General features: G+C 66.6%; 17 protein-coding genes and 1 tRNA gene. 4 read left to right on the top strand and 14 right to left on the bottom strand.

Annotation, left to right across the window (positions count from 1 at the left end; translation table 11 throughout):
* Window positions 1-88 precede the first annotated feature (88 nt).
* On the top strand, window positions 89-877 hold the full coding sequence (locus J0F76_RS09420) for a hypothetical protein (RefSeq protein WP_207468397.1): 789 nt from the start codon (window positions 89-91) through the stop codon (window positions 875-877).
* A gap of 455 nt (window positions 878-1,332) precedes the next feature.
* On the opposite strand, the gene J0F76_RS09415 is transcribed toward J0F76_RS09420, so the two are convergent.
* The 6 genes from J0F76_RS09415 to J0F76_RS09390 all read right to left on the bottom strand — a co-directional run bounded on the left by J0F76_RS09415 (window position 1,333) and on the right by J0F76_RS09390 (window position 6,125).
* Window positions 1,333-1,408 (bottom strand) — tRNA-Ala (locus J0F76_RS09415).
* 35 nt (window positions 1,409-1,443) lie between these two features.
* A complete protein-coding gene (locus J0F76_RS09410) occupies window positions 1,444-2,808 on the bottom strand; it encodes a cytochrome P450 (RefSeq protein WP_341351578.1) in 1,365 nt (454 codons plus the stop codon).
* On the bottom strand, window positions 2,805-3,995 hold the full coding sequence (locus J0F76_RS09405; protein WP_207468386.1) for an alpha/beta hydrolase: 1,191 nt from the start codon (window positions 3,993-3,995) through the stop codon (window positions 2,805-2,807). Before J0F76_RS09405 ends, J0F76_RS09410 begins: the two co-directional genes overlap by 4 nt.
* 58 nt (window positions 3,996-4,053) lie before the next feature.
* Window positions 4,054-4,740 carry a M48 family metallopeptidase gene (locus tag J0F76_RS09400; RefSeq protein ID WP_207468385.1) on the bottom strand — a complete coding sequence of 229 codons (687 nt, stop codon included), beginning with the start codon at window positions 4,738-4,740 and terminating at the stop codon, window positions 4,054-4,056.
* 39 nt (window positions 4,741-4,779) lie between these two features.
* On the bottom strand, window positions 4,780-5,961 hold the full coding sequence (locus J0F76_RS09395; RefSeq protein ID WP_207468382.1) for a vWA domain-containing protein: 1,182 nt from the start codon (window positions 5,959-5,961) through the stop codon (window positions 4,780-4,782).
* A complete protein-coding gene (locus J0F76_RS09390; RefSeq protein WP_207468380.1) occupies window positions 5,961-6,125 on the bottom strand; it encodes a hypothetical protein in 165 nt (54 codons plus the stop codon). The genes J0F76_RS09395 and J0F76_RS09390 overlap by 1 nt, the downstream gene beginning before the upstream one ends.
* A gap of 169 nt (window positions 6,126-6,294) precedes the next feature.
* On the opposite strand from J0F76_RS09390, the gene J0F76_RS09385 reads away from it, so the two are divergent.
* Entirely contained in the window at window positions 6,295-6,453 is a 159-nt protein-coding gene (locus tag J0F76_RS09385; RefSeq protein ID WP_207468378.1) for a hypothetical protein, read from the top strand.
* Between the two features lie 15 nt (window positions 6,454-6,468).
* Here the strand turns inward: J0F76_RS09385 and J0F76_RS09380 are convergent, their stop codons facing one another.
* From J0F76_RS09380 to J0F76_RS09360, 5 genes are all read right to left on the bottom strand, one after another.
* A complete protein-coding gene (locus J0F76_RS09380) occupies window positions 6,469-7,797 on the bottom strand; it encodes a GH1 family beta-glucosidase (RefSeq protein WP_207468376.1) in 1,329 nt (442 codons plus the stop codon).
* 11 nt (window positions 7,798-7,808) lie between these two features.
* On the bottom strand, window positions 7,809-8,636 hold the full coding sequence (locus tag J0F76_RS09375) for a metal ABC transporter permease (protein WP_207468374.1): 828 nt from the start codon (window positions 8,634-8,636) through the stop codon (window positions 7,809-7,811).
* The gene (locus J0F76_RS09370; protein WP_207468371.1) at window positions 8,633-9,484 is read right to left on the bottom strand and encodes a metal ABC transporter permease; all 852 of its coding nucleotides are present in this window, start codon (window positions 9,482-9,484) and stop codon (window positions 8,633-8,635) included. The genes J0F76_RS09375 and J0F76_RS09370 overlap by 4 nt, the downstream gene beginning before the upstream one ends.
* An 85-nt stretch (window positions 9,485-9,569) precedes the next feature.
* Entirely contained in the window at window positions 9,570-10,415 is an 846-nt protein-coding gene (locus tag J0F76_RS09365) for a manganese/iron ABC transporter ATP-binding protein (protein WP_207468368.1), read from the bottom strand.
* Window positions 10,408-11,316: a metal ABC transporter substrate-binding protein gene (locus J0F76_RS09360; RefSeq protein ID WP_423227367.1), complete on the bottom strand. Its 909-nt coding sequence runs from the start codon at window positions 11,314-11,316 to the stop codon at window positions 10,408-10,410. Before J0F76_RS09360 ends, J0F76_RS09365 begins: the two co-directional genes overlap by 8 nt.
* Window positions 11,317-11,400: 84 nt before the next feature.
* Here J0F76_RS09360 and J0F76_RS09355 point away from each other — a divergent pair, with 84 nt between their 5' ends.
* Together J0F76_RS09355 and J0F76_RS09350 are read left to right on the top strand one after the other, a co-directional pair.
* Window positions 11,401-11,817: a Fur family transcriptional regulator gene (locus tag J0F76_RS09355; RefSeq protein WP_207468365.1), complete on the top strand. Its 417-nt coding sequence runs from the start codon at window positions 11,401-11,403 to the stop codon at window positions 11,815-11,817.
* A 3-nt stretch (window positions 11,818-11,820) separates the two neighbouring features.
* Window positions 11,821-12,177: a YigZ family protein gene (locus J0F76_RS09350; RefSeq protein WP_207468362.1), complete on the top strand. Its 357-nt coding sequence runs from the start codon at window positions 11,821-11,823 to the stop codon at window positions 12,175-12,177.
* Here the strand turns inward: J0F76_RS09350 and J0F76_RS09345 are convergent.
* The 3 genes from J0F76_RS09345 to J0F76_RS09335 form a co-directional block, all read right to left on the bottom strand.
* Window positions 12,174-13,193 carry an LLM class flavin-dependent oxidoreductase gene (locus J0F76_RS09345; RefSeq protein WP_207468403.1) on the bottom strand — a complete coding sequence of 340 codons (1,020 nt, stop codon included), beginning with the start codon at window positions 13,191-13,193 and terminating at the stop codon, window positions 12,174-12,176. The two genes, J0F76_RS09350 and J0F76_RS09345, sit on opposite strands and share 4 nt — an antisense overlap.
* 115 nt (window positions 13,194-13,308) lie before the next feature.
* Window positions 13,309-14,181: a lysophospholipid acyltransferase family protein gene (locus tag J0F76_RS09340; RefSeq protein ID WP_207468360.1), complete on the bottom strand. Its 873-nt coding sequence runs from the start codon at window positions 14,179-14,181 to the stop codon at window positions 13,309-13,311.
* Window positions 14,178-15,068, bottom strand: coding sequence for a DMT family transporter (locus J0F76_RS09335; RefSeq protein WP_207468357.1), 891 nt, complete (start codon window positions 15,066-15,068; stop codon window positions 14,178-14,180). Before J0F76_RS09335 ends, J0F76_RS09340 begins: the two co-directional genes overlap by 4 nt.
* Window positions 15,069-15,102: the final 34 nt, after the last annotated feature.

Genomic DNA, 15,102 nt, shown 5'->3' with positions numbered 1-15,102 from the left:
CAGACCCCCCATACCTGCCTCAGCAGAAGGGAAGCACATCATAGGCTAGCTGGGAATCCTGAATCTCGATGCCCGCGACATGCTCTAGGTGGAAATCAACACAAACGGTTTTGTTAGATGTTCTTACTCCACACCTGATGACATCGAACATCATCGGAAGATGCAGGCCTTGGGGATCGTCAAGAACCTCACGGACCAGCATCACCCAACTTTGGTCGAGCAGGTTCATGCTATGAAGCAGCAACTCGAGGGGATGGCAGCGCAGCAGTATGTTCAAGCGTGCTTGATGGTGAAGCTTATAGCGAACGTTCTCCAGCATGCGCGCCTCTACTACTCCTTCCGGAGGCCTGCGGAACTCGGAAAATATCGTTGGATCATCGACGGTAAGAGCGCCTCCATCGGGGCTGATCGCTGGGAAACTTGGTGGTCGAACTTTGTTTGCCCAATCTTGGAAAGTAGGTCGATCAAGCATCCGCTTGGATTGATTGAAGGCGGCCGGTACGAGGCGGAGGCTAAATTCTCTGTTGAGCCGAGTGATTGGAAGAAGGCGGCGTTACAGGTGAGTTGTCAGGATGCGACGCTTGATCTTGGGAGGATGGTCCGAGATCGCATTAGGTTCTCGCCCAAACCCTTGTTTGGCCTCGAGGCTGTTGATGTGATGACAAACGCCATTCGTCGCAGCTTGATCGGGAACCTTCAGCGACCTGGATGGATCAAGATCCGGAACATCATGATACACCGTTCAGAGCACTACATTGCCCTAACCACCCTCGGTCCTGAAATCAATTTCGCAGGAGCAAGGCCATACAAGCATGTTCTGGACGATTTCACACGCGGCGGCCGGACCATGTTGCCGGAGCACCATCAATGGTCCTGATAATCTACACCGGCGTTGCGACGACCATCGAAGTGGATTAGCAGAGGCAGGGGGCGGCAGTCTCCATACTGAAAAAAATGGAAAATTTGCGAGCCGTCCGAGGGGTAGACGAGTAGAGGATCCGCGGTGCGCGATTTTACCCCCCACCCTCTCTCTAGTCGATGCGCCCACCCCTAGGGGGTACCCCCTGCCTCGGCGGCGTGGGCCCGGCTACACTTGAGCTCGTTGCCAAGATTGTAAGTTGACCCGCTCTAATGCCGATTGTGACCGGCGCTTCCTTTGATCTGGTCGGCATCACCTTCCAGCAAGACCGAGTCGGTATTGGCTGCGCAGTTGAGCCGGCCCGAGGGAAGGGAGGCGGCGGCTCAGGAAACTTGGTGGTGGGTTTTTTGGCGGGACAGCAGAAATCTGCAAGCCGATTATCCAACAAATTCATAGCACTAATGGGGATGATCTGGTGGAGCCGAGGGGAATCGAACCCCTGGCCTCGTCATTGCGAACGACGCGCTCTACCAACTGAGCTACGGCCCCACTGGAGCCTCTTTTTGTCCCGGTCGCGGGGAATGTCAAGCGGGCGGCGAGGTGACGTCGATGATTTTACGCGGGGCAAGATGAAGGACAATCCCATCCTTTCCGCGGACGGTCAGGCGAGCGACCGGGACCGGGGCCTTGGCGCCGGGTCGCAGATGGAATGCTTGCACGACGCGGGCCAGCATCACCACGCCCTCGATCATGGCAAAGCCCGCGCCGGGGCAGACGCGCTGGCCTGTGGAAAAGGGGATAAAGGCATCGCGGGCGCCGGCCTTGCCGTCGGGGCGATTCCAGCGGTCGGGGTCGAAGTCGTCGGGACGGTCCCAAAGCCGCTGGTGGCGGTGCAGGTGCCAGGGCGACAGGACCAGTTGCGCACCCGCAGGGACTGGACGGCCGCGCATCATGACCGGCTGGCTTGCCTCGCGCACCATCATTGGGACCGGGGGATAAAGCCGCAGCGCCTCTCGGAAGACGGCGCGGGTGGCGCGCAGGGCGTTGACGCCAGCCATGTCGGGCGAAAGATGCGCGGCTTCGGCGGCGATGCGATCCTGCCATTCGGGATGGGACGCGACAAGCCACAAGGCCCAGGCCAGGGCCGAGGCGCTGGTCTCGTGCCCGGCCAGGAAGAAGATCGCCACCTGGTCCACCATCTCGGCCTGCGAGAAGCAGCGGCCGGTCTTGGGATCGGGCGTGGTCATGATCCGCGTCGCCAGATCGTCGGGCGCGCTGCCCTCGTGGATCGCCTTCATGCGGGTGGCGACCAGATCCGTGATCAGCCCCCGAATCTGGGCCGCCGTCCGGCGGGTGCGGCGCGAATGGGGATGGGGCAGCCAGCGCGGCCAGGGCAGCAGGGCGGCAAGGTTGACGACCGGCTGCGCGTCCTGATGGGCGCGGAAGGCGCCAAAGACCCGGGCGGCAATGTCATGTTCGATCGGCATGGAAAACAGGGCGCGGAAGATGACGTCGGCGGCGGCATGGCTGGCCTCTGGCTCGATGTCCTGTTCGCCGGGCTTCAGGCGTGTGACCAGGGCATCGGCCGCCTCAAGGATGGCGGGCAGGCTGTGGTGCAGGCGCCCGCCCTCGAAGGCCGGGTCGATGATGCGGCGCTGCGCGGCCCATTGTTCGCCGTTCGTGACAAAGATGGATTCGCCAAGCAGGGGCGCCAGGCCCGCGCGGAGGCGGTTCGACTTGGGAAAGTCGCCGGGCCGCTCCTTCAGGATCAGGCGCACCAAAGCCGGGTCGTTGCAGAAGAAGCTGTGGACCAGGGGGCTGCGAAACTCGGCCATCCAGGCGCGGTAAAGCCGCTCGGGCAGGGCGGACAGCAGGTCGCTGCGAAAGGCGCGGGCAAAGCGCAGGACGCTGCCCCGCCCCTCGGTCGTGTGCGGGCGGGGCGGGGTCACGGCAGCCCCGGACCGACGGGAACGGCGATACGTCCGGGCGAGGGCTTGCGGGCGGCAAAGCGATCGGACAAGGCGCATGGTCCGGCAGTGATGGCGAAATAGTCGTAGTCGCCCGGCCGGTCGAAGGCGCAGAGGTACTGCAGGTGCAGCCGGAACCACCGCCAGCGCAAATCCCGCTGCAAGCGGGGCGACAGGGTGTGGCTGAACGCGGCCGAGATCACCAGGGGCCAGCGTTGCCCCGGCCCCGCCACGCCGCTGACCGCCACCGGATCGCACAAGGCGAAGCTGCACGGGTCGCCGGGGGCTGTCACGTCCAGCCAGAATAGCTCGGGCCGTTCGGACAGAAAGGCGAGGTCGGCCCGAAGCCGCTGCGCCCCGGGCAGGAAGGATGCCATCGGCACGACGTGCCCCAACGTCAGCAGGGTCAGGGCAGGGCGATGGGGACCCACGTCCCGGCGCAGCAGGTCGGCCATCAGCGACACGGCAAGATAGGCGCCCGAGGAATGGCCGACGACCAGAACCTCGTCCACGTCCTCGGCCAGGGCGTCGGCGACGCGGTCGGTGAACCGGGCCAGCCGTTTTTCGAGTTCAGGGGGATAGGCCCCGCGAAGACTGGCGGTGAACGCATAGTCATGCATCAGGTAATATGCGAACAGCCGGTGGTCCTGCGATGCGGCAAGGGACAGGACCCCCCAGGCCGCAACGATGCCAAGGATGGCGGCAAGCCAGCCTTGGCCGGTCAGGTCCATGGCGGTCCAGCCGGCCAGAAGCGCCGCGAGGATGGCGGCGATCAGTTGCAGGACCAGGACCACCACAGGATAAAGCGCCGCCAGCACGGGTCCCCGGCGCAGCCGCATCAACCTTCGCAGCGCGCCCGAGGCGATGTAGATCCACGCCGTCCGCACCAGTTGCGCATAGGTCGTCAGGATGCCGCCCTTCATGGACGCCTGAACCAGATCGGACCAGACCAGCACGTCGAAGCGGGTCCTTGCCTCGCCCCCGGGGAAGCGCGCATGGGTTTGCCAGCCGAAGCCCGCGCCCTTGCCGGGCTTTTCCATTGCCAGGTCGAAGCCGCTGACCTTGGCCTGCTTTCGCGCTTCCTGCCGGAAAAGCTCGCGATAGCGACGCGGGGGCATTGGGTCGAAGCCGGGCAGGTAGAAAACCCGGCGGCGGAAGGGTCGCGTCATCGTCTGTCCCGGTTGTTCGCCGGAAGCATAGGACAACCACCGCGTGCCGCAAGGCCCTTCAGCCGTCGTGCCAGCGGGCCTTGTGCGCCTCGATGGCGGCAATGCGGCGGGCGGTGGGCGGGTGCGACAGCAGCCAGGCAGGCGCCTGGCCCATGCCCTTGCCGGTCAGCCGGTCCAGCTTGCGAAACAGCGAGATCTGCGGATCGGTCCCCAGACCCGCGCGGATCATCAGCGCGCTGGCGAAGCGGTCGGCCTCGAACTCGTCGTCGCGGGACAGGCGGGCGGCCACGGCAGTTGCCACAAGCCCGGCGATCCAGACGCCAAGGCCGGGGATGATGCGGCCCAGGATGCCGGCAAGCGCCATGCGGATGGCGTTCTGGCCCGCGAAGTCGATCATGCGCCGGCGTGCATGGCCATGGGCGACATGGCCAAGTTCGTGCGCGATGACGCTGGCCAGTTCCTCGGGCGTGACCTCGCCCGCGTCCAGCTTGCGGATGAAGCCGCGCGTCAGGAAGATACGGCCGTCGGGGGCGGCAAGGCCGTTGACCGGCTCGACCTCGTAGACATGGGCGCGAACGGCGGGCAGGTCCATCGCCCGGCCCAGACGTTCCAGCATCGGCGTCAGGCGGGGATGGCTCAAGGGCGTCGATCGCTGGTTCAGTTCCTGCTTCAGGCGCCACAGCGAGAAGAACCACACGGCGGCCAGGTAAAGGATCAGCAGGATGATCGGGGTGAACTTCAGCATGGCTCCAATATGGTCGCGCCGTGCCGTCCGCGCCAGAGGTTAGCCCAAGGCCCGCATGGCCTGCGTCAACCCGTCCAGTGTCAGGGGCATCATGCGATTTTCGAAGATCCGGCCGATCATGGCGATGGACTGCGTATGGCCCCAATGGGCCTGCGGCACGGGGTTCAGCCAGACGTGGTCGGGCCATGTCTCGCAGGCCCGGCGCAGCCACAGCTCGCCCGGTTCGGGGTTCCAGTGCTCGTTTGCGCCGCCCGCCACCGCGATCTCGTAGGGCGACATCGAGGCGTCGCCCACGAAGATGCACTTGTAGTCGCGCCCGAAGCGATGCAGCACGTCCCAGGTCGGCGTCTGTTCCACCCAGCGGCGGCGATTGTCGCTCCACACGCCTTCGTAAAGGCAGTTGTGGAAATAAAAGTGCTGCATGTGCTTGAACTCGGCGCGGGCGGCCGAGAACAGCTCGTCCACGACACGGATATGGTCGTCCATCGAGCCGCCCACATCCAGGAACAGCAGCACCTTGACCGCGTTGCGCCGCTCGGGCCGGGTCTGCACGTCGATATAGCCGTGGTCGGCGGTGGCGCGGATGGTGGCGGGCAGGTCCAGTTCGTCGGCCGCGCCATGCCGCGCCCATTGCCGCAGGCGCTTCAGCGCGACCTTGATGTTGCGGGTGCCCAGTTCCACGCCGTCGTCAAAATTGCGGAACTCGCGCTTGTCCCAGACCTTGACCGCGCGGCGATGGCGGCTTTCGTGCTGGCCGATCCTGACCCCCTCGGGGTTGTAGCCATAGGCGCCGAAGGGCGACGTCCCGGCCGTGCCGATCCACTTGCTGCCGCCCTGGTGGCGGGACTGCTGTTCCGCCAGCCGTTCGCGCAGCTTCTGCATCAGCTCCTCGAAGCTGCCGCTGCCCTGGATCTGGGCCTTCTCCTCGTCGGTCAGCAGCTTTTCCGCCAGTCTTTCCAGCCATTCGCGCGGGATCGCCTGTTCGCTGACCAGGGCCTCGACCGGGATCTGCTCCAGTCCCGCAAAGGCTTCCGCGAAGGCGCGGTCGAAACGGTCGATATGCCGTTCGTCCTTGACAAGAGCCAGCCGGGCCAGATGGTAGAAGCCGTCGACGGTCCAGTCTGCGACCCCCGCCTGCATTCCCGCCATCAGGTCCAGCCATTCCCGCAGCGAGACCGGAACTCCGTGCCGGCGCAGGCTGTCGAGGAACGGGATGAACATCACATCATCCGGTCGACGAAAACGGTGGCAAACAGGCCGACGACGGCAAAGGCCACGGCGAAGGCTGCCGCATACTGGGCGCGGTCCCGCTGCGAGCCGCCAAGCTGGCCGGCGCGGCGCCAGCCCAGGATTGCGCCGATGACGGCGGCGGCGATGACGATCATGAAGGCCCCTCGGGTTCCGCTCTGGTCCTCCAGATAGCCGTTGGTCCCGTGCGGCGCAACCAAGCCTGTTCCCGCATCGGGACGGGTCCGGACAGGATCTCTTTGGCGTTGCGGCGGGAACATGAATCGGCAGGGCGGGTTGACTCGGGACAGGATGCAGGAGACTACCATGGACGAGAAGGAAAATCCCGATGCCGTTCCGCCCGGCACCCCGGGCGCGGGCGAGAACATCTGCCGCAAATGCGAGGGCAGCGGGCGCATCGAAGGCAAGGAATGCCCCGATTGCGGCGGCACCGGCAAGGTGAACACGGGAATCGGCGGCGGCTGATGACGCCGGTTCCGGTCAGGCCGGATCGGCCTTGCCGCCAAGCATCGCCCTGAATGCGTGCCAACTGGTCTTGGGGGTGCGCTTCATCGTCGTGTAATCGACATGGACAAGGCCGAAGCGCGGCCCGAAGCCCCAGCCCCATTCGAAATTGTCGAGAAGCGACCAGTAGAAGAAGCCTTTCAGGTTCACGCCCCGATCCATCGCGGCGCGTGCCGCGCGAAGGTGATCGCCGATGAAGGCGATGCGGCGCGGATCGGCCGCGACGTCCTGACCCGCAGCTTCGGACATGCCGTTTTCCGTCACGGAGATCGGCAGGTCGCCCACGTGATCCTGCTGCAGGCGGATCAGGAACTCGGTCAGGCCCTCGGGCCGGATTTCCCAGCCCATCTGCGTCTTGGGCAGGGGACCGTCCACCGCGCTGCCCCGCGGCCACAGGCCCGTTCCAGCCGCATAAAGGCGCCGCGTGTAGTAGTTGACGCCAAGCCAGTCTATAGGCTGCGCGATCAACCCCATGTCGGCCTGCCAGTCGTCCGGCAGATGCGCGGCAAGGCCTTCCAGCGCTAGGGGCGGATAACCTTGCCCCATGATCGCGCGGATGAACCACTGGTTGTAGATGGCATCCTGCACCCGGGCGGCGCCGAGCGCTTCGTCGCTGTCGTCGGCGGGCTGGGCCGTTTCGAAGTTCAGGACGATGCCGAGGTTTCGCGCGCCCTCGGACCGCAGCGCCTGGGTGGCGGCGCCGTGGGCCAGCAGGACGTGGTGCATGGCGCGGGCGGCTGCCCGGACGTCGCGCAGGCCGGGGGCGTGCTGGCCCAGGAAATGCGACAGCCAGGCGATGCACCAGGGCTCGTTCAGCGTGGCGGTGCTGGCGACGCGGTCGCCAAGCTTGCGGTGGATCACGGTGCAGTAATCGGCAAAGCGGGCGGCGATGTCGCGGTTCTGCCAGCCACCCGTGTCCGCCAGCGCGGCAGGCAGTTCCCAGTGGTAGCAGGTCAGATAGGGCGCCAGCCCCCGCTGCAGCATTCCGTCCACCAGCCGATCATAGAAGTCGAGGCCCTCCGGGTTCACCCTCACTCCGTCCGGCATGACGCGCGCCCATGATGTCGAGAAGCGATAGGCGGAAAAGCCCGCGTTGCGGATCAGGTCCAGATCCTCGGGCCAGCGATGGTAATGATCGCAGGCAAGGCTGCCGTTGCTGGCATCCGCGATGGTGCCGGGCGTCGCGGCAAAGGTGTCCCAGTGGGACGGACCCGACCCTCCATGCCCCGAGCCCTCGATCTGATAGGCCGAGGTGGCGACGCCGAAGACGAAATCGGGGGGAAATGCCTGGCGATCCGGCAGCATGGAGGTTCCTCTCAGGTGGCGGCGGTGCGGCGATGGGTCAGTTGCCGCCAGAAGAAGACCAGCGCGAACAGCGCGGTCATGACGACAACGATGGTCGGGGCAGGCGCGCTGTCCAGCCAGAAGCTGATCCAGATGCCGAGCAGGCTTGATCCGACGCCGACCGCGACGGACAGCGCCAGCATCGCCTGCAGCCGCGTGGTCAGCAGGAAGGCGATGGCCCCCGGCGCAATCAGCAGGGCGACCGACAGGATGATGCCGACCGCCGACAGCATGGCGACCACCACAGCCGAGATCATCGCCAGCATGCCGTAATGCAGCCATGGCACGGGCAGTCCTGCCACCCGCGCCTGCACGGGATCGAAGACCAGCAGCGCGAAGTCACGCCATTTCAGGACCAGGACCAGCGCGACAACGGCCGAGATCGACCCGGCCGAGATGAAGTCGTCGCGCCCCACGCCCAGGATGTTGCCAAACAGGATATGGTCCAGGTGCACGTCGGTCGGGAACTGCGTGTAGATCACGATGCCAAGGCCGAACATGCCCGACATGACGACGCCCAGCGTGGTGTCGGGTTTGACCCGGCTGTTGGCGTCCAGCCAGCCCGCCGACAGCGCGCAGATCATGCCCGCGATGAACGCTCCGATCAGCAGGGGGATGCCCGCCAGATAGGCTAGCACGATCCCCGGCAGCACGGCATGGCTGATCCCGTCGCCCATCAGCGACCATCCCCTCAGGACCAGGAAGCAGCTGAGCAGGGCGGCGGGAATGGCTACGATGACGGTGATCAGCATCGCCTCGACCATGAAGGGGAAGGCGAAGGGCGCGGTGAGCCAGGTCATTCGGTGGCCTCGCGCAAGCGGCGGCGGCTGGCAAGGATGCCGTGCGTGGGCGCGAAGACGAAGGCCGCCAGGAAGATCAGCGTCTGCATGACCACGATGATGCCCCCCGTTGCCCCGTCCAGGAAGAAGCTGAGATAGGCGCCGATGGCCGAGGTCAGGGTGCCGATGGCGACCGACAAGGCGATCAGGCGCGGAAAGCGGTCGGTCAGCAGGTATGCCGTGGCGCCGGGCGTCACCACCATGGCGATCACCAGGAAGGCGCCAACCGTCTGCATGGCGGCGACCGTGGACCCGGCCAGCAGCGTGAAGAACAGCACGCGCAGGCGGCCGGGACGCAGGCCGATGGTGCGGGCGTGGCTTTCGTCGAAGAACACCACCGTCAGGTCGCGCCATTTTGCCAGCAGGATCACCAGCGACACGCCGCCGATGATCGCCAGTTGCAGCGTGTCGCCGGGCGAGATGGCGAGGATGTTGCCCATGGTGATCGCTTGGAGATCCACCGCGACCGGGTTCAGCGAGATCATGAAGAGGCCGATGCCGAAGAAGCCGGTGAAGATGAGGCCGATGATCGCGTCCTCCTTGAGCCCGGTGCGGCTGTTGAGGAACAGCATGGTCAGTGCCGCCAGCCCCCCCGACAGGAAGGCGCCGAGCGCGAAGGGCAGGCCCAGCATGTAGGCGCCGGCGACACCGGGGACGATGGAGTGGGACAGGGCGTCGCCGATCAGGCTCCAGCCCTTCAGCATCAGGTAGGCCGAGAGGAAGGCGCAGACGCCGCCGACCAGGGCCGAGACCCAGATGGCGTTCGCCATGTAGCCGTAGGTGAAGGGGATCAGCAGGGTTTCCAGCATCAGGCGTTTTCCCTTGCGTCCCGCGGTCGCCGGGGGGCCAGCCCCCCGGACCCCCCGGGATATTTGGACCAAGGCAAAGAGGCTGTCATTCGTCCGTCCTGCGGGCACGCTGATCGTAGAAGACCGCCGGGCGTTCGTCGTCGGTGAAGACATCCAGGCTGCGCTGGTCGGCGTCGTCGTGAAGGGCGGCGCCCGCCAGCACGAAGTGGCGCAGCACGCCGCCGAAGGCATGGCGCAGGTTTTCGGGGGTGAAGGTCGTTTCGGTCGGGCCGCTGGCCAGCACGGTACCCTTCACCATCACGACGCGGTCGCAGTATTCTGGCACGGAACCCAGGTCGTGAGTGGAAACCAGCATGACCCGGCCTTCGTCGCGCATGGCCTTCAGCAGGGCGATGATCGCTTCCTCGGTCTTGACGTCCACGCCGGTGAAGGGCTCGTCCAGCAGAATCACGCGTGCGTCCTGCGCGATGGCGCGAGCCAGGAAGACGCGCTTCTTCTGGCCGCCCGACAGTTCGCCGATCTGGCGGCGGCGGAAATCGGTCATGCCCACGCGGGCCAGCGCGGCATCGACCGCCTGCCGGTCGGCGGCGCGGGGGCGGCGGAAGAAGCCCATGTGGCCGTAACGGCCCATCATCACCACGTCCTCGACCAGGACGGGGAAGGTCCAGTCCACCTCCTCGGCCTGGGGGACATAGGCGACGAGGTTGCGGGACAGCGCCCGGTCGACGGTTTCGCCCATGATGCGGACCTGGCCCGAGGCGTGGGGCAGAAGGCCCATCAGCGCCTTGAACAGCGTCGATTTGCCCGCGCCGTTGACGCCGACAAGGGCCGTGACCGACCCGGTCGGGACGGTGAAGCTGGCGTTCCGCAGGGCGGTGACGCCGTTGCGATAGGCGACGGTCAGGTCCCGGACGTCGATCCCGTCACTCATGCTGCAATCCCGTCACGATGGTTTCCGAGGTGACGCGCAGGAGGTCCAGGTAGGTCGGCACCGGGCCATCGGCCTCGGACAGGCTGTCCACGTAGAGGGTGCCGCCATAGGTCGCGCCCGTTTCCGCAGCCACGCGGCGCGCGGGGCGGTCGGAGACGGTGGATTCCGAGAAGACCACGCCCACGTCGTTGTCGCGCATCACGTCGATCACATGGCGCACCTGCTGGGGCGTGCCCTGGGCATCGGCGTTGATCGGCCACAGGTAGAGTTCCTGCAGGCCGAAATCGCGGGCGAGGTAGGAGAACGCGCCTTCGGACGTGACCAGCCAGCGGCGATCCTGAGGCAGCGCGCGGGCGGCGTCGCGCAGGGGGGCGATGGTGGCGGTGATCTGCGCCTTGTAGGCTTGGGCATTAGCCTGGTAGGTCGCGGCATTGACGGGGTCGGCGGCGGCCATCGCCTCGGCTATGTTGTCCACGTAGATCAGCGCGCTGTCCAGCGCCATCCACGCATGGGGGTTCGGCTTGCCCTCGTACTCTCCGCCGCTGATGGGCATCGGTTCCACGCCGTCGCTGACCACGGCGACAGGAACGTCGCCCAGTTGGTCGATGAACTGCTGGAACCAGCTTTCGAGGTTCAGCCCGTTTGCAAGGATCAGTTGCGCATCCGCCGCGCGGATCAGGTCGCCCGAGGTGGGTTGGTAGTTGTGGATCTCGGCCCCCGGCTTGGTGATCGATTCGACCGTCGCGGCATCGCCCGCGACGTTGCGGGCCATGTCGGCGATGATGGTGAAGGTGGTGGCGACCTTCAGCTGTTCGGCATGGGCGGGCAGGGCAATGAGGGTGGCAAGGGCTGCGGCCAAGGGCAGTTTCATCGGTCTTGTGTTCCAGTGCTTGCTGTCCATGGCCAAGTTATGTGCGAGCGATTCTCATCTGTCAACAGATGAGAATTAGTTGCAACTGAACGCCGGATCGGGCATGAGGGTTTCATGGAAAATCGTGCGACACAGTTGGAACAGGCGCTGCGCCGCGCCGGGGTGCGGGTGACACGGCAGCGTGCGGCGCTTTTGCGGGTCATCGCGGGCAGCGAGGATCACCCGGACGCCGCCGAACTGCACCGCCGCGCCGAGGCCGCGGGGGCGGGGGTGTCGCTGGCGACGGTGTATCGCACGCTGACCACGCTGCAGACGCAGGGCGTGATCGAGAAGCTGGAATTCCAGGGCGAGCCCGCCCGGTGGGAGGCGGCGGACCAGCGGCACCACGACCACATGATCGACGTGGACACGGGCGCGGTGATGGAGTTCACCAACGACCGGATCGAACGCCTGCAGGCCGAGATCGCGGCCGAGATGGGGTACGAGATCGTCCATCACCGCTTGGAGCTTTACGTCCGGCGGCGCGGCTGAGCCGTGCAGGTCTTCGACAAGATCATCTCGGACCGGGGATCGCGCTATGCGGTTTCAGGTGGCCCAGCCGCCAATCGGGCCGAGGCCTTGGCGCTGCTGGCCGAATTGAAGCGCAACAAGCGCTTCGCCAAGGCCACCCACAACAGTTGGGCTGCGATCCTTGGGGGCGAGCCGGTCAAGGACGATGACGGAGAGGCGGGCGCGGGCGCGCTGATCCTGCAGATGCTGGAGCGTGCCGGGCTGCGCGATCATGTCGTGGTGGTGACCCGCTGGTACGGCGGCAAGCAGTTGGGCGGCGACCGCTTCCGCCATGTGGCGGACGCGGTGCGGCATTATCTGCGGGAAACCGGGCTGGGCTAGCGCCAACCGAGCGCCGGGGCGACGTGGCGCAGGATGCTGTCCAGGACATGGACGTTGTAGTCCACCCCCAGCATGTTCGGCACGGTCAGCAGCAGGGTGTCGGCCTCGGCGATGGCCTCGTCCTCGCGCAGTTGCTCGATCAGGCGAGGGGGCTCGTCGGCATAGCTGCGCCCGAACACGGCGCGATAGTTGTCGATGTTGCCGATCTGGTCGCTGTCCTTGCCGCCGCGCCCGAAATAGCGGCGGTCCATGTCGCTGACCAAGGCAAAGATCGACCGGCTGACCGACACGCGCGGGGCGCGTTCGTGGCCCGCCGCCTTCCAGGCCTCGCGATAGGTGCGGATCTGGCGGGCTTGCTGGACGTGGAACGGCTCTCCGCTTTCATCCACCTTCAGGGTCGAGCTTTGCAGGTTCATGCCCATCCGCGCCGCCCATTCGGCGGTTGCGTCGGACGCCGAGCCCCACCAGATGCGGTCGCGCAGCCCTTCGGAATGCGGTTCCAGCCGCAGCAGGCCCGGCGGGTTCGGGAACATCGGGCGGGGGTTCGGACGGGCGAAGCCCTTGCCTTCCAGTTGTTGCAGGAAGACCTCGGTATGGCGGCGGGCCATGTCCTGCTCGCTCTCGCCCTCGGCGGGTTGATAGCCGAAATGGCGCCAGCCATCGACCACCTGTTCCGGGCTGCCCCGGCTGATGCCCAGTTGCAACCGTCCGCCCGAGATCAGGTCGGCCGCGCCCGCGTCCTCGACCATGTAGAGCGGGTTTTCGTAGCGCATGTCGATGACGCCGGTGCCGATCTCGATCCGGCTGGTCCGCGCCCCGACGGCGGCCAGCAAGGGGAAAGGCGAGGCGAGTTGGCGCGCGAAGTGATGGACGCGGAAATAGGCGCCGTCCGCGCCCAGCTCCTCGGCGGCGACGGCCAGGTCGATGGATTGCAGCAGCACGTCCCGGGCGGTGCGGACCTGCGAGCCGCGCTCGGGCGACCAGTGGCCGAAGGACAGAAAGCCGATCTTCTTCATGGTGGTGATCCCTTCTTGCGCGTGATGCGCCTTGCGGTCGATGTAGGGGTTGGCCCCGCAATGCCGCAAGGATCGCCGGCGCGCAGGGGATGTGCGCCAGCGATCAGAACGGGTGCTATTTCCAACGCCGATGGACCCAGAACCACTGGTCCATGTGCTGCCGCACCAGCATCTCCAGGTCGTCGTTCAGCGCCTGCATCATCTGCGCCGGTTCGCCGCGTTCGACCGGCGCGCCGACATGGACGCGGAAGCGCAGGCCGTCGGGGCAACGGATGCCGTGGACCGGCACCAGCAGCGCGTCATAGCGGACGGCCAGTTCGGCAGGCGTCAGCACCGTGCGGCTGGGCAGGTCGAAGAACCGCAGTTCCGGCGCGTGCCGGTCGTATTGGTCGAAGCCCAGCGCCAGCCAGCCGCCGCCCTTCAGGAACCGCAGCATCGAGGTCAGCCCGGACCTGCCGCGCGGGAACAGGGGTTCCGCGATGGCGGTGATGGCGGGGATGTAGTGGCGGTTGAACGCCTCGTTGTTCATGGGGCGGTAGAGCGCGCCGACCGGCCAGCCGCGCCCCGACAGCGCCGCGCGCATGGCGTCGTAGTTGCCGAAATGCGCGCAGGCGATGATGACCGGGCGATGCGCGTCGAAGGCGGCCTCCAGCGCGGGCAGGCCGGGGCCTTCCAGCGGGTCGGCGGCGTGGATGCGGTCGGTGAATTCCTCGCCCGAATAGATTTCGGCCACGGAGCGGCCCGCGTTGTTCGGCACCGCGCGGGTCAGGGCCCTGACCTCATCGGGCGTGAGGTCGGGGCGGGCGAGCGTCAGGTTCTCCCGAATGCGGCCCCGCCAGCCCGCAAGCGGGCCAAGCACATGCGCGAAAAGCCAGCCCACGGCGGGGATGCGCCTTTCATAGGGCAACAGCCGGGCAAGGCCGATCACCGACAGAAAGGCTGCGTTGGCGATCCGGTCGGACAGGGGCGGAGTGTCGGGATGGCTCATGGGATCTTTCGCGCCGCGCGGGCCTCACGCGACCAGACATACAGGCCCGCGACAACGATAATGGTGGCCCCCGCGACCGTCCAGACATCGGGAAGCTGCCCGAAAAGCAGCCAGCCCCACAGCCCGGCCCAGACCAGCCCGGTATAGCCGAAGGGCGCCAGCACCCCGGCCTCGGCCGTGGCGAAGGCGCGGACCAGCAGGTATTGGCTGAGCGTGCCGAAGACCCCCAGCAACGCAAAGGCCCACAGGTCCGACGGCGCGATCGGCTGCCAGACGAAGGGCACCGCCAGCGAGGTCAGCAGGCTGCCCACCACCGCCGACCACATGACGGACGTGGCGACCGAATCCGCCCGCGCCATGCGCGTCAGCAGCGCGCCCGTGGCATAGGTGAAGGCGCCCGCAAGCGGCAGCAGCGCGGCGGGCTGGAACACGCCCATGCCGGGGCGGATGATGATCAGCGCGCCGACCAGGGCGGCGCCGATGCCGGCAAGCCGTCGCGGCCCGATCTTCTCGCCCAGGAACAGCGCGGCGCCCAGGGTGATCAGCACCGGGTTCAGATCCATGATCGCCGTCGCCTCGGCCAGGCCGATCACCTGCAGCGAACTGAAGAACAGCGCCACCGATCCCAGCTGCATCAGGGCGCGGGCGAATTGCAGGCCGGGACGGCGGGTGCGCAGCAGCGGAAACAGGGCGCCCCGGAAGATGATCGCGAAGATCAGCAGGTTGCCGACGAAGCGCGCCCAGACGACCTGCGCGGGGTGATAGGTCTGCGTCAGGTGCTTTGCCGTCGCGTCCATCATCGTGAAGCCTAGGATCGCGGCCAAAATCAGCATGATCCCGGCGGCTTGCGTATCGCCCGGCAGGCGCGTGCCGATCTGAAGCTTCATCCGTTCCCCCGCAGGATCATTGCCCGCCCTCCCT

Source organism: Paracoccus fontiphilus, from assembly GCF_017356265.1.
Lineage (GTDB): Bacteria > Pseudomonadota > Alphaproteobacteria > Rhodobacterales > Rhodobacteraceae > Paracoccus > Paracoccus fontiphilus.
Note: the sequence above shows the minus strand (reverse complement) of the source record. Positions and strands in the feature narration are given on the sequence as shown.

Excerpts from the sequence above, each read along its gene's own strand:
- J0F76_RS09355 (WP_207468365.1), top strand. The coding sequence starts at position 11,401 with ATGGAAAATCGTGCGACACAGTTGGAACAGGCGCTGCGCCGCGCCGGG.
- J0F76_RS09360 (WP_423227367.1), bottom strand. The coding sequence starts at position 11,316 with ATGGACAGCAAGCACTGGAACACAAGACCGATGAAACTGCCCTTGGCC.
- J0F76_RS09395 (WP_207468382.1), bottom strand. The coding sequence starts at position 5,961 with ATGTTCATCCCGTTCCTCGACAGCCTGCGCCGGCACGGAGTTCCGGTC.
- J0F76_RS09340 (WP_207468360.1), bottom strand. The coding sequence starts at position 14,181 with ATGAGCCATCCCGACACTCCGCCCCTGTCCGACCGGATCGCCAACGCA.
- J0F76_RS09345 (WP_207468403.1), bottom strand. The coding sequence starts at position 13,193 with ATGAAGAAGATCGGCTTTCTGTCCTTCGGCCACTGGTCGCCCGAGCGC.
- J0F76_RS09365 (WP_207468368.1), bottom strand. The coding sequence starts at position 10,415 with ATGAGTGACGGGATCGACGTCCGGGACCTGACCGTCGCCTATCGCAAC.
- J0F76_RS09400 (WP_207468385.1), bottom strand. The coding sequence starts at position 4,740 with ATGCTGAAGTTCACCCCGATCATCCTGCTGATCCTTTACCTGGCCGCC.
- J0F76_RS09385 (WP_207468378.1), top strand. The coding sequence starts at position 6,295 with ATGGACGAGAAGGAAAATCCCGATGCCGTTCCGCCCGGCACCCCGGGC.
- J0F76_RS09390 (WP_207468380.1), bottom strand. The coding sequence starts at position 6,125 with ATGATCGTCATCGCCGCCGCCGTCATCGGCGCAATCCTGGGCTGGCGC.
- J0F76_RS09370 (WP_207468371.1), bottom strand. The coding sequence starts at position 9,484 with ATGCTGGAAACCCTGCTGATCCCCTTCACCTACGGCTACATGGCGAAC.
- J0F76_RS09375 (WP_207468374.1), bottom strand. The coding sequence starts at position 8,636 with ATGACCTGGCTCACCGCGCCCTTCGCCTTCCCCTTCATGGTCGAGGCG.
- J0F76_RS09335 (WP_207468357.1), bottom strand. The coding sequence starts at position 15,068 with ATGAAGCTTCAGATCGGCACGCGCCTGCCGGGCGATACGCAAGCCGCC.
- J0F76_RS09405 (WP_207468386.1), bottom strand. The coding sequence starts at position 3,995 with ATGACGCGACCCTTCCGCCGCCGGGTTTTCTACCTGCCCGGCTTCGAC.
- J0F76_RS09380 (WP_207468376.1), bottom strand. The coding sequence starts at position 7,797 with ATGCTGCCGGATCGCCAGGCATTTCCCCCCGATTTCGTCTTCGGCGTC.